We start from the raw sequence: 12,360 nt of genomic DNA on the forward strand, positions 1-12,360 counted from the left end.
ACAAGCCGTTTAGTGAACAAATTCATGCTCTGGATCTCTGGAAGGGCTTTCCTTGTTCTTTTTGATCGAAGAGTCCTTGTCTGTCATTGCAAAAAAATCCCTTGAAAACAAAACATCCTTTCAAAATCTTCATCTTGTTTTGAAAGGAAAACTCCAGAAGAGGTCTGCTGGAAACCCATCAAGGAAACCAGAAATTTGATGTTTCAGAAGCGTATTTCTGGTTTGATCTTCGCTCTGGAGGATGGATCTTTCCTGTGGGTCGCAGGAGGGTACCTGTAAGTGGAGGCAAGCAGCAAGAATTTTTATTTCATTTTGACGCATGGATTTTGCAAACCCGGCGTTACAATGAATGCATTCCACCTGTGCTTTTGTGTTTTCGGGTTTCAGAGAAGGAGCACCCATGACCCAACCTCCCCCAGCCCACCTGCCTCCACTGTTGCGCAAACTCCATGTCCTGCGCGAGGAAGTGGGCGCAGCCAGCGTTCGGATCATCGACACCATTCTGGCCAGTCCAGAGGAGTTCTTGCGCTGGACCATCGCGGACCTTTCGGCCATTTCGAATTCCAGTGAAGCCACCGTGGTCCGTCTGGTGCAGGGCCTCGGGTTCAAGAGCTATCAGGATTTCAAGCTGAAACTGTCTCGCACTTTGGCCTCCTCGGAACGGGAAGGCACGGCAGCTTCGATTCAACCGTTTGATCCTCCAGAGCAGGTGCTGCACAAGGTCTTCGAGGCAAGCCTGATGTCGTTGCGGGACACCCTTGAGCATCTGGAGCCAGAAGCCTTTGTGAAAGTCACCGAAGTGCTGGCGCAGGCCCGGCGCATTGAACTGGTCGGGATGGGCAGCTCGGGGTGGGTGGCACAGGACGCCCACCAGAGGTTTCTCAGGCTGGGTTTGTTGTGTGGCGTGCACACCGATCCAGACGCGATTGTCAGTGTGTGTGCTCTGCTGGAACCTGCCGATGTGCTGCTGGCCATCAGTTGGTCGGGAAACCGTCCAGAGGTCCTGCATGCTGCCAAACTGGCCCGTGACAATGGAGCACAGGTGATCCTGCTTTCAGGGCTTGGACGTTCCCCTCTGGCCCGCATCGCCCACCACACCCTGACGGTTTCTGCTCCAGACAGTCCATACCGCAGGGAAGGGGTGGCTTCGCGCCTCGCACAACTTTGCTTGCTGGACAGTCTGGTGGCTGCCTTGCACGTGATGGGTGAACCGTTTTCCAGCCGTCGCATCCAGAAAATGGAACAGGCCCTCAAAAAAAGCCAGGAGCGCAGGTGAACCGTGTACATCAGGACTGAACCGGTGATGCTGGCCATCGACATTGGTTCCAGCAGTGTGAAAGGGCTGGCCTACGACCAGAGGGGACAGGCCCTTGCAGGGATTCAGGCGCGTGTGCCTTGCCCTCTGGTGTACTCTGACGGAGGAGCAGAAGCCCGTTTAAATCGCATTGTTCAGGCCGTCGATCAGGTGCTGGACATCCTGCACCTCAGGGTGGGGGCCAGAGAAGTGCTGGGTGTGGCTTTCACCAGCATTGCGTCCAGTCTGGTGGCTCTGGACGAGGGGCTTCGACCTCTGGAACCGGTCCTCACCTATGCTGATACGCGCAGCCACCATGCATCCAGAGCACTTCCTCTGGACCTCTCAAGGGTGCACCGCACGGGTTGCCCCGATTACAGCGCCTACTGGACCGCCCAGATTCCTTACTGGAAAACTGCGTTTCCCCATGAAGCAAGGTTGTGGTGCAGCGTCGCAGATTTTTTGCTGTACTGGTATTTTGGAGGGGAAGTTCGGACTTCTTACTCTCTGGCTTCATGGACGGGTTTGCTGAACCGCCATACGTTGCAGTGGGATAGCACTTTGCTGCAACAGTTGGGCCTCTCTGTCTCCGAGCTTCCCCTCTTGACCGATGCGACCGTGCCCCACCAGCACCTGCTTCCAGAGCATGCCAAACGCTGGCCGAAATTCGCCCACATTCCTTTTTTTCCAGCCATTGGGGATGGGGCCGCAGCCAATCTGGGCAGTGGGGCGACCCGCGCAGGTCAGGTGGCTCTGACGGTGGGAACCACCAGTGCCCTGAGGTGTGTGCTTCCTTCCAGAGACACCCCTGTTCCAGATGGGCTCTGGACTTACCTGATCGATCAAAACCATGCCCTGATGGGAGGTGCCCTGACCGAAGGGGGCAACATCCACCAGTGGATGCGGGAAACCCTGAACCTCGGGCCGTGGAATGAACTGGAAGGGCAACTGGCCCACATGGCCCCGGACAGCCATGGCCTGACGTTTGTGCCATCGTTCAGCGGAGAGCGCAGCCCAAATTACGACCCTCTGGCGACCGGAACGGTGCATGGCCTGAAACTCAGCACCAGACCCATCCAGTTGCTGAGGGCAGGCATGGAGGGCATCGCCTACCGCATGGCAGACATTGCCAGCAGGTTGCATCTGGCCCTCTCTGGACCGCCCACCTACATTGCGAGCGGTCAAGCGGTGCTGTCTTCGAATGTGTGGTTGCAGATGTTTGCAGATGTCTTGGGAGGCCCCGTTCTGGTCACCGACCTGCCCGATGAATCCACCGCCAGAGGGGCTGCACTGATGGCCCTCTCTGCACTGAATATTCTTGATCCTTACGACCTCCCCTCAAGGGTGGTGGTGGGGGCGTTCGAACCGGACCCTCAAGCCCATGAACTCTATCAGGACGCCATGGAGCGTCAGGTTCACCTGATGAAACAGCTCAAACAGGCAGCACAGCAGACCCCTTTTCTGGTCTGAGAAAGGCAACACCATGACTGAAAACTTCCGATTTCCCGCCGATTTCCGCTGGGGTGTGGCCACCAGTGCCTACCAGATTGAAGGGGCCGCATTCACCGATGGACGGGGACCCAGCATCTGGGACGCTTACGCCCTGATGCCCGGCAAGATTCTGGGCGGTCAGAACGGCACCGTGGCCTGCGACCACTACCACCTCTGGGAGCAGGACCTCGATTTGATTCAGGGCCTTGGATTGAGTGCCTACCGATTCTCGGTTTCCTGGCCCAGAGTGATCCCCGAGGGCACCGGCAAAGTGAACCCTCTGGGCCTCGATTTTTACGACCGTCTGGTGGATGGAATGCTGCAAAGGGGCCTTGAACCGCACCTCACCCTCTACCACTGGGATTTGCCTCAGGCCCTGCAAAACCGGGGCGGATGGGCCAATCCGGAAATCGTGCACTGGTTCACCGATTACGCCCTGACTGTCTACGAAAGGCTCGGGGACCGCATCAAGAGTTATTGCACCTTCAATGAGCCGTGGTGCACAGCGGAACTCGGGCACCACATTGGGCGGCATGCGCCGGGTATTCAGGACCTCAAAACCGCGCTTCTGGCCTCTTACCATATCCAGTTGGCCCACGGGGAAACTTTATTGGCCTTGCGAGCCCAGAACACCCGGGCGGAACTCGGGACGGTGCTGAACCTGTATCCGGTCGATCCGGCCACCGACAGCGAAGCCGATCAGGAGGCTGCCCTCTTGCTGGACGCCAAAATCAACCGCTGGTATCTCGACCCGGTGTTCAGGGGGACTTTTCCAGAGCGTGCCGTGGCCCATTACGCCGAGCACATGCCCAGCATCGACCCCGAGCGCCTGAAGGTGGCGGCACAACCTCTGGATTTCCTGGGGGTGAATTACTACTACCGTTACTGGGTCAGCACCGAAGGCAAAACCTTGCAGGACGTGGAACGCACCGACATGGGCTGGGAGATCTACCCTGAGGGCATCTATCGCCTGATGAAAGACCTGCACCAGGAATACCCCGCTCCGAAGTACTACATCACTGAGAACGGGGCTGCCTTCAAAGATGAGTTGCAAAACGGTGAAGTGCACGATGAAGCCCGTGTGCGTTTCCTGAGGGACCACTTGCAGCATCTGGGCCGGGCGATGCAAGAAGGGGTTCCGGTGCATGGGTATTTCGAGTGGTCTTTGCTGGACAACTTTGAATGGGCTTTTGGGTATGCCAAGCGGTTCGGAATTGTGCATGTGGACTACGAAACCCAGAAACGCACCCTCAAGGACAGTGCCAAATGGTACCGGGATTTCGTGATGCAGCAAAGAAAATTTCAGGCAGAGGAGGTTTGAGCATGCATCAGACAGGAAACATCAAAACAGATTCGGTGATCCACGCCTCCAACAGTGGCACCTTTGCGATTGGAAAAACCTTGCAGGTGTTCCGCCTTGGGTTTGGAGCGATGCGCCTGACCGGAAAAGGGGTGTGGGGCGAGCCCCAAGACCCCGAGAACGCCCTGAGGGTGTTGCGCCACGCTCTGGATCTGGGCATTGATTTCATCGATACCGCAGAAGCTTACGGTCCGGGGGTTTCGGAGGAACAGATTTTCAAAGCCCTGCATCCCTACCCCAGAGGTCTGGTCATTGCCACCAAAGGGGGCCACACCCGTCAGGGACCGGACCAGTGGACCGCTCTGGGCCGTCCCGAGTACCTCAGGCAGAACGTGGAAATGAGCCTCAGGCGTCTGAAAGTGGACACCATCGACCTGTGGCAACTGCACCGCATCGATCCGAAAGTGCCCAGAGACGAGCAGTTCGGGGCCATCAAAGAAATGCAGCAGGAAGGCAAAATCCGCTTTTTTGGTTTGTCTGAAGTCAGCATCGAGGAGATCGAGGCGGCCCAGCAGGTGCTGGAAGTGGTGACGGTGCAGAACCGCTACAACCTGCTGGACCGCAAATCTGAAGCGGTGTTGCGTTACTGCGAAGCGCACAACATCGGGTTCATTCCGTGGCATCCCCTGAATGTGGGGAACCTTGCCGGGGCAGGAGGGGTGCTCGACGAGATCGCCCAGAGGTTGCAGGCCACGCCGTCACAGGTGGCTCTGGCATGGCTCCTCAAGCGCTCACGGGTGATGCTGCCCATTCCGGGCACCTCCAGCATCCAACATCTGGAGGAAAACATGGCCGCAGCCAGCCTTGAATTGACTGTGCAGGACATGGAAGCTCTGGAAAAGCTGGCCTGAAATTCAGGGAAAGCGCAGGGGACAGGGGAAACACAAAGTCGCTGCATGGGTCCTGTTGCGTCAAAAGCTGTCAGCAAGCCATCCGTGTTCAGCAAGCAGGGAAATCTTCCTCTCACCTCTTGAAGTCCAAAAACCTGTGGTGGCTTTCCCTCGTTCAATTGCTGTTTTCGAAAGCGAAAGCTGAGGAGGGTGCTTGTTTGCTGATGGCTGACTGCTGAACGCTGACCGCTTTTTCAGTGGGTCTACCAAAAGTCGGACTTTGAGGTGATCTTGTTGCAGGGGATCTGAAGGAAAAACCCTCAAGTTTGAAAATTTTGTACTGAGTATTGAAAAAAATTTCAAGCGTGTGCAGGGAGAGCAAAAACCCCCTTTCAGTGCGATGCAATTTTGACTTCTGTTTTCAGGATTTGAAAAGTAACTTAAGTTCCTTGAACTTGAGGCATCCGGGGGCCATACTGAAACCTCAATGCGGCTGTAAACGTTTACCACGTTGCTGTGTTCATCCCCAACATCTCCCGAGGACCCCATGCAATCCCTGTACGCCGACATCCACGACTCGAAACGATTAAACACCCTCAAGCTCTCGGTCTGGGAAGGCTGCATCTGGCAAATCTATGCGACCTGGCTGCTCGGCCCGATTTTCATCGGGTACCTCGGGCATCTGGGGGCCACCAGTGCAGAACTGGCTTTCGCAGGAAGCATTCCCTTTCTGGCCCAACTCACCGGACCCATCACCGCATGGTGGGTGTCTCTGGTCAAAAAACGCAAGAAGCTGATGTTTTATCTGGGCATGGTCAGCCGCCTGCTCGGCCTGATTCCCCTCACCCTGCTGTTTGTTGAAATGCCCAGAGATGAAAAAGTCTTCTGGTTGCTGCTTGGACTTACCTTCACCAACATCTTCCAGTCTGCTGCTGGCACCATCTGGAGCGGCATCATGGGAGATGTGGTCCCCGGCCAGATCCGTGGGCGCTTCTTTGGCATGCGAAACGGTCTGATGGGGGTGTGTGCAACGGCAGCTTCACTGGGGGGTGGCCTGATCATCGACCATCTGGTGTCGCCGATGAATTACGCTTTGCTGTTTGGAGCGGCCTTTGTGCTGTCCATTGTGTCCACCTTGATGTACCTGATGTACCACGATCCTTTTCCTTCTGCACCCAAACTCACCTTCAAGGATGTGGTCATGACCCCCCTCAGAGACCCGGAGTTTGCGCCTTTCTTGCGGTTCATGACCGTGTGGGGAGGGGCACAGGCGTTTTGCACCGTCATGTTGACTCCTTACTTCCTGAACGAACTGCACTTCACCATGACGCAGGTGGGCCTGTATGCCGCCCTGACGGCAGCGGTGGGCTTGCTGGTGAATTACCAGATCGGTTTCATTGTGGACCGCATCCCCAACATGCTGGTTTTGAAAATCTGCGCCCTGCTGAGTGCTTTTCTGATTCCCCTCACCCTGATTGTGGTGCATCTGACCCACTGGACTTCTCTGGTGTGGGTGCTGGCGGTCATGGAAGCGGTGATTTACAGTGCAGCCAACCTGGCGATTTTCAATCTGGCGATGCACAAAACCCAACCCGGCAACCGTTTGCCTTACCTGTCCTCAGGCAGTTTGCTCTCTGGGGCGGCTTCTTTTGTGATGGGTCTGGTGGCAGGCTGGGTGGTGACAGTGCTGCAAAAACCCGGTGTTCCCGGTGATTACCTTGAATACTTCCTGCTGTGCATTGTCTTGAGGTTGGTCTCGTTGATGCCCATCCGTGGGGTCAGAATCGCTGATGCAAAACAGGCCGAGTTGGCTTCGCAAGGGCAGTGAACTGCTTTCCTTCTCCAAGTCTTGAAAGCGCATGCAAAACCACAATGAAAAAGTGGTGGATTTTCATGTGTTTTTGGAAATCTCTTGTGCAAACGCTGTCAAATGTCCTATACTTGAAGCCAGATCCCATGTGCACCCGTTTCCTTCAAACCACCAGAGAGATGTCTGCCCAGATGCAGATGTTTGGATCGGGACCAAAGAGGATCACCTCTTTTCTCTGGTGCAATGGGCATGGTATTATCGAATCGATTCGATATCCTGTCTGAAGTTGTCCAATCCACCGCCCACACACCTTTCCGTGTAGAATAAACTGTACCGGTAAAGTTACCTTCAAGGAGCACCATGACCCAGCACACCCCCTCCCAAACCTTCATCGAAAACCTGCTCTCAGAAATGACCCTTGCTGAAAAAATCGGACAGATGACCCAACCCGAGAAAAACAGCGTCAAAAAGGGCGACATTGCCCGATTCAGCCTCGGGTCGGTGCTCAGCGGAGGGGGAGGCAACCCCACCGAAAACAACCCCAGAAACTGGCGTGAAATGGTGCTGGGATTCATCGAAGAATCCCAAGGGTCCCGCCTGAAAATCCCCCTGATTTACGGCGTGGACGCCGTGCACGGACACAACAACATGTTTGGGGCCACCATCTTCCCCCACAACATCGCTCTGGGGGCCACCCGAGACACCGACCTCGTGCGCAGAATTGGCCGGGCCACCGCTCTGGAAGTGGCTGCCACCGGGGTGCGCTGGGATTTCGCCCCAGCCGTCTCGATTCCTTACGACATCCGCTGGGGACGCAGCTTCGAAGGCTACAGCCAGGACACCCAACTGGTCGGCCAACTGGCCGCTGCCTACATCGAAGGCCTGAGGGGCGAAAGCTGGAACAGCCCGAGCAGTGTGCTGCCATCTGTCAAGCACTTTGTGGCAGACGGAGCCACCACCTTTGGCAGCTCCAGACGCATCTCTGGTGACCCCAACGCCCTGCAAAACGATGCCACCCTCGCCAATGCCCATGTGGATGCTTCCATGCAGGCCCTCCTCGACCTCGGGGCATGGCAACTGGACCAGGGCAACAGCGAAATCGACGAACAAACCCTGCGTGAAGTGCACCTGCCCCCCTACAAACGGGCCATAGAAGCCGGAGCCCTGAACATCATGACTTCCTACTCCAGCTGGAATGGGGTCAAAATGCACGGTCACGATTATCTGGTGAACACCGTCCTGAAAGGTGAAATGGGCTTTGAAGGCTTCATCGTCACCGACTGGGAAGGCATCGACCAGATTGATGCGGATTACTACACCTGCGTGGTCAAATCCATCAACGCTGGCATCGACATGGTGATGGTGCCGTTCAAATACGAGCGTTTCATCGAAACCCTCACCCGTGCTGTGGAGGCCGGAGATGTGCCCCTCTCCCGCATTGATGACGCTGTGCGCCGCATCCTGCACACCAAACACGCTCTGGGCCTCTTTGAAAACCAGCCCCTCCCCGAGCTGGAAGTGGTCGGCTCCAGAGCCCACCGCGAAATTGCCCGCGAAGCTGTGCGCAAATCACAGGTGCTCCTGAAAAACGAGGGTGTGTTCCCCCTCAGCAAGAACGCCAGAGTGCTGCTGGCGGGCAGTGCTGCCAACGACCTCGGGGCACAGTGCGGCGGATGGACCATCTCATGGATGGGCGGACATGGCCAGATCACCGAAGGCACCAACGTGCTGGAGGCCTTCAAAGCCACCCTCAGCCGTCCTGAACTGCTCACCTACAGCGAAGACGGCACCACCGACCAGCGCTTCGAAGTGGGCGTGGTGGTCATCGCCGAAGAACCCGCTGCCGAAGGCATGGGAGACCGCTTCGAACTGAAACTCACCGATGCCCACATCCAGACCATCCAGAACGCCAGAGCCCACTGTGACAAAGTGGCCGTGCTGCTGTTCTCGGGCCGTCCTTACGTGGTCACCGAACACATCTCTGGCTGGGATGCTTTTGTGGCCAGCTGGCTGCCCGGCTCAGAAGGTCAGGGCATCGCCGATGTGGTGTTTGGAGATTTCCCCTTCACTGGAAAACTGGGATTCCACTGGCCTTACAGCCAGCAAGACCTCCAACTCACCCCTGAAAGCAAACACCTGTTCAAAATCGGGGATGGCCTGACCACCCTCAAAACCCCTGTCACGATCTGACCTGCGTCTCGGGCTCCTGCCCTTTCCATCCAAACCTGCTCTGGCTGAAATGCGGCAAACTATTCAGCCAGAGCTCCTTTTTGTTGCTCTGCTGCGTTTATCAGTGAAATATTCTCCTGAATCCTTTTGTTTCAAAAAACCCTTTCCAGAGAGACATCCTTTTGTTCTTCTGTCAAATGCCCTAAAACACCCTCAACTGCTCTGGCAGCAAAACATCTTCAAAAGGTTCTGCCCCGAGTTGCCCGGCAAAATTGCTGCCCCAACCCCACAAGGTCTGGTTTTCGGTGAGCACCACGCTGTGCGCCCGACCTGCCGACAGGGCCACCACAGAGGGCAAACCCTGCACTTCTCTGGGGGTCCACTGGTCCTGAGCATTCCCGAGGCCCAACTGCCCATTCTGGTTTTTGCCCCAACTGTACACTTTCTGGTTCTGTGCAAGGGCCAGAGTGTGTGAGGCTCCAGCAGCAAGGCTCTGGATGGCCGGAAGTCCTTGCACCACCACGGGTTTCAGTTGCCTGAGGGTGTCGCCGGTCCCGAGCCTGCCGTTGTGGTTGTCTCCCCATGCAAAAACCACCCCATCTGCACGCAAAGCCAGCGAATGGTGGTGACCCGCTGCCACCTGCACGATCCCGGTCAGTTCGGAGATCTGCACAGGTCTGGTCTGGCTTGTGGTGTTGCCGATCCCGAGTTGCCCATCCAGATTCCAGCCCCATGCCCACACGGTTCCATCGTTTTTCAGGGCCAGTGTGTGACCCACTCCAGCGGAAACCTGCACGATTCCAGTCAGGTCTGGAATTTGCACAGGTTTGCTCTGGCTTTCGGTGTTGCCCGTCCCGAGTTGCCCCACATTGTTGTTGCCCCAAGTCCACACGCTGCCGTTCTGCTGGACGGCCACCGTGTGTTCCAGCCCAGCAGCAATGGCCGTGATTCCGGTCAAACCTGAGACGTGAACTGGAGAAATCTGGTCTTCAGTATGCCCGAGGCCCAACTGACCCATCTGGTTTGCGCCCCATGCGTACACTTCACCTTGTCGGGTCAGCAGCAAGGAATGGTTCCAGCCTGCCGCCACCTGCATCACCTCTGGCAGGGGAGAGGTGCCCACCTGACCGTAACCGTTCCATCCCCACGTTTGAAGCTGACCTTGCCAGACCAGCAGGTTGTGCTGGTTTCCGCTGGAAAGGATCTGTTCTGAAGGCAAAATGGGCGGATAAACCTGCAGCCGTATTCCTTTCAGGATTCGGTTTTCCAGAGTGCAAGCGAGGTCCGCCGTTCCGGTCTTCAAAGCCAGCACGTTGTTTTGCTGAACCGTTGCCACCTCGGGGGTTTTGCTCGACCACAGGCAAGGGGCCTGACTGTCCAGAGGTGTGAGGCTGCCCTGCAACACCACATACACGTTGTTTTGCAGGTTCTGGGGCGCAGCGTAATACACCGTGTGGCCCATTTCAGAGGTTTGATGGGCCTTCAGGGAGCGCACCGCATAATATCCAGCCTGTTCATCCATGGGATAACGGGTGGTGTTGGCATCCAGATGGGCTTTGACTTCAAACTTTTCTCCCTGTTTGCTGAACATCACCTCATATGCGGTTTCGTCCGGGGTGTCTTTCCACTCCAGATGGGGCCATCCTTGCAAGTTGGTGAGGGTGATGCCCTCTGGCGTGGCGGGCATCAAGGAGGGAGGCGAAACCGTGTTGCAAGCTTGCAGGAACATCACTGAAAACAGCATCCAAGTGGTTTTCATGTTCGTTTGTGGGGCATCAAAGGCCGGACTGGGCCGGTGTGGACGCTCCCCACCGATGCATGAGGCACCGCCCTGGCATCCACGAAAATCCCAGAACAATGGAGAATGCGAAAAAACGCACTCTGGCTGGTGTGTTCAGCACATCAGGTTTTGACGGTCGAAAAATCAAACAAGAAAGAAAAGACACCAAAGAAAGGGTTGATGCCCAATGTGTAAATTTATTTTAACACTTTTCTGCAAACACTGCTAATGGTTTTCCCGTATTCAGATGGAAAAAAGCCATTGTGGATGTTGCTGGACATCTGGAGCAAGTTCACAGCAGACAGGTCACCATCAACCCCCTTGTGCAGAAGTCATCGGGCATCTCCCATCTGTTCACAGTGCTGGATCGATGGACCAACAAGAGTTGCTTTCGGGCTTTGTGCAACCTTTTGTGCCAAACCGAATGGAGGGGGCAGCACAAGATGAGAAAAGGATGTCCAGAGTCACAATGGTAACAAAAGCATGAAAAATAAACATGGTATTCTGGAATACAGATTGCTTTATACTTGCCCTCAGGGCCGATCCCGAGGTCCACAGAAATTCCTTACAGAAAACCCGAACAGAAAACAAGGTGCAAGGTGCTGGAGAATCGAACTTCCAACCATACGGTCTTCTCTTTTCATCCCGGTTGCTTCCTGAAGCGGGAATGCACAGACCGTGGAGAAAACCTTGCTGATCTTGCAAAAGTGCTGGACTGCACTCTGGAAATGCTGGAACATGTCTGCGCAGGCGAAGCCCCACTCACGCCAGAGATGGCCTACCGCCTGCAACACCACTGGGAAATCTCCGCAGGACTTTTGATTGGTGCCCAGAGGGACTTCGAAGCTGGACTGCCCTGGACCATTGTGGACCAAGACACTTGAGTTTTGAAAAAACCCTTCTCAGACGCATAAAATTTCAGTGTGGCTTCAGGTTTGAGGTTTCAATCTCGGCTCAAAGCGTGTAAAATCAATGGGCAGTCCCCATGTTGCAGTCCCCTGCAATGCAAAAAGACCCGAGCCCCCGAATCACAGGATGTCCGGGCGTGCCATGCCCGAGGGTCAGACTTCAGAAAAGCAGGTTTGAGATGCAGCTGTACTACATCATCGAGAACAACCTCATGACGGTGATTCAGGCACCGAATGCCCTGTCCGCTCTGGAGCATTATGCCATCACCCACGGATGGCGGCTCCCCACCGACGTGATGCGGTTTGTCTCCCAGGGTTACTGGGAGGTGTTTGGTGGCGAAATCCAAATTTTCGACCACAACCCGCAAGAAATCCTCAACCCACCCGTTTGAGCACCCCTTGGGGTGCTTTTTGATTCAGTGGTCCACCCAGCCCACAATCGCAGACCTGCGAATGAACAGGTAGGCTTTTTCGGTGTACTGCTCAGCAGAATGAAAACACCGGACCCCGAGCAGCAGGATGTGCTCCTCTGGTTTCTGGGGAAGGCATTCCATGCATCCATAGAGCAGATCAAAATCTGCCCACTGTTCCATGGGAATGTGTTCCCCCTCAAAGCGCAGGTGGTCTGCAAAAACCGTGACTTGTGGCACATGTTCATGCTATCTGTTGCATCTGCTTCAGGTTGTGACCTGCAGCCAGACTTTTGATGGAATCAGAC

11 protein-coding genes are annotated in these 12,360 nt (G+C 55.7%); 8 read left to right on the forward strand and 3 right to left on the reverse strand.

The genetic code is table 11. From position 1 onward, the window contains the following. Positions 1-129: 129 nt before the first annotated feature. Complete coding sequence (locus Q371_RS26845; protein WP_157442524.1) at positions 130-402, reverse strand: hypothetical protein; 273 nt, start codon at positions 400-402, stop codon at positions 130-132. Between Q371_RS26845 and Q371_RS04905 the strand changes: the two genes are divergently transcribed. From Q371_RS04905 to Q371_RS04935, 6 genes are all read left to right on the forward strand, one after another. Further along, positions 401-1,276, forward strand: a complete 876-nt coding sequence (locus Q371_RS04905; RefSeq protein WP_034337112.1) for a MurR/RpiR family transcriptional regulator — start codon at positions 401-403, stop codon at positions 1,274-1,276. The genes Q371_RS26845 and Q371_RS04905 overlap by 2 nt on opposite strands. 3 nt (positions 1,277-1,279) lie before the next feature. Further along, positions 1,280-2,764: a gluconokinase gene (locus Q371_RS04910; protein ID WP_051963277.1), complete on the forward strand. Its 1,485-nt coding sequence runs from the start codon at positions 1,280-1,282 to the stop codon at positions 2,762-2,764. Positions 2,765-2,777: 13 nt separating this feature from the next. Further along, the gene (locus tag Q371_RS04915; RefSeq protein WP_034336890.1) at positions 2,778-4,106 is read left to right on the forward strand and encodes a GH1 family beta-glucosidase; all 1,329 of its coding nucleotides are present in this window, start codon (positions 2,778-2,780) and stop codon (positions 4,104-4,106) included. Between the two features lie 2 nt (positions 4,107-4,108). Then, a complete protein-coding gene (locus tag Q371_RS04920; RefSeq protein WP_034336893.1) occupies positions 4,109-4,996 on the forward strand; it encodes an aldo/keto reductase in 888 nt (295 codons plus the stop codon). 526 nt (positions 4,997-5,522) lie between these two features. Next, positions 5,523-6,803 (forward strand): MFS transporter, encoded by a 1,281-nt coding sequence (locus Q371_RS04930; RefSeq protein WP_034336898.1) that lies wholly within the window; start codon positions 5,523-5,525, stop codon positions 6,801-6,803. A gap of 342 nt (positions 6,804-7,145) precedes the next feature. Continuing rightward, on the forward strand, positions 7,146-8,975 hold the full coding sequence (locus tag Q371_RS04935; RefSeq protein ID WP_034336902.1) for a glycoside hydrolase family 3 protein: 1,830 nt from the start codon (positions 7,146-7,148) through the stop codon (positions 8,973-8,975). 181 nt (positions 8,976-9,156) lie between these two features. Here Q371_RS04935 and Q371_RS25360 read toward each other — a convergent pair whose 3' ends face one another. After that, entirely contained in the window at positions 9,157-10,713 is a 1,557-nt protein-coding gene (locus Q371_RS25360; protein WP_157442525.1) for an RCC1 domain-containing protein, read from the reverse strand. Positions 10,714-11,333: 620 nt separating this feature from the next. Between Q371_RS25360 and Q371_RS04945 the strand changes: the two genes are divergently transcribed. Both Q371_RS04945 and Q371_RS04950 read left to right on the forward strand, forming a co-directional pair. Next, entirely contained in the window at positions 11,334-11,618 is a 285-nt protein-coding gene (locus tag Q371_RS04945; RefSeq protein WP_034336905.1) for a helix-turn-helix transcriptional regulator, read from the forward strand. Between the two features lie 203 nt (positions 11,619-11,821). Next, the gene (locus Q371_RS04950) at positions 11,822-12,034 is read left to right on the forward strand and encodes a hypothetical protein (RefSeq protein WP_034336908.1); all 213 of its coding nucleotides are present in this window, start codon (positions 11,822-11,824) and stop codon (positions 12,032-12,034) included. Between the two features lie 24 nt (positions 12,035-12,058). Here Q371_RS04950 and Q371_RS04955 read toward each other — a convergent pair whose 3' ends face one another. Beyond that, positions 12,059-12,292 carry a hypothetical protein gene (locus Q371_RS04955; protein WP_034336910.1) on the reverse strand — a complete coding sequence of 78 codons (234 nt, stop codon included), beginning with the start codon at positions 12,290-12,292 and terminating at the stop codon, positions 12,059-12,061. Positions 12,293-12,360 lie beyond the last annotated feature (68 nt).

Origin of the sequence: Deinococcus misasensis DSM 22328, from assembly GCF_000745915.1 — a bacterium.
In the GTDB taxonomy this organism is placed as follows: domain Bacteria; phylum Deinococcota; class Deinococci; order Deinococcales; family Deinococcaceae; genus Deinococcus_C; species Deinococcus_C misasensis.

Excerpts from the sequence above, each read along its gene's own strand:
- Q371_RS04905 (WP_034337112.1), top strand. The coding sequence starts at position 401 with ATGACCCAACCTCCCCCAGCCCACCTGCCTCCACTGTTGCGCAAACTC.
- Q371_RS26845 (WP_157442524.1), bottom strand. The coding sequence starts at position 402 with ATGGGTGCTCCTTCTCTGAAACCCGAAAACACAAAAGCACAGGTGGAA.
- Q371_RS04915 (WP_034336890.1), top strand. The coding sequence starts at position 2,778 with ATGACTGAAAACTTCCGATTTCCCGCCGATTTCCGCTGGGGTGTGGCC.
- Q371_RS04920 (WP_034336893.1), top strand. The coding sequence starts at position 4,109 with ATGCATCAGACAGGAAACATCAAAACAGATTCGGTGATCCACGCCTCC.
- Q371_RS04930 (WP_034336898.1), top strand. The coding sequence starts at position 5,523 with ATGCAATCCCTGTACGCCGACATCCACGACTCGAAACGATTAAACACC.
- Q371_RS04935 (WP_034336902.1), top strand. The coding sequence starts at position 7,146 with ATGACCCAGCACACCCCCTCCCAAACCTTCATCGAAAACCTGCTCTCA.
- Q371_RS25360 (WP_157442525.1), bottom strand. The coding sequence starts at position 10,713 with ATGAAAACCACTTGGATGCTGTTTTCAGTGATGTTCCTGCAAGCTTGC.
- Q371_RS04950 (WP_034336908.1), top strand. The coding sequence starts at position 11,822 with ATGCAGCTGTACTACATCATCGAGAACAACCTCATGACGGTGATTCAG.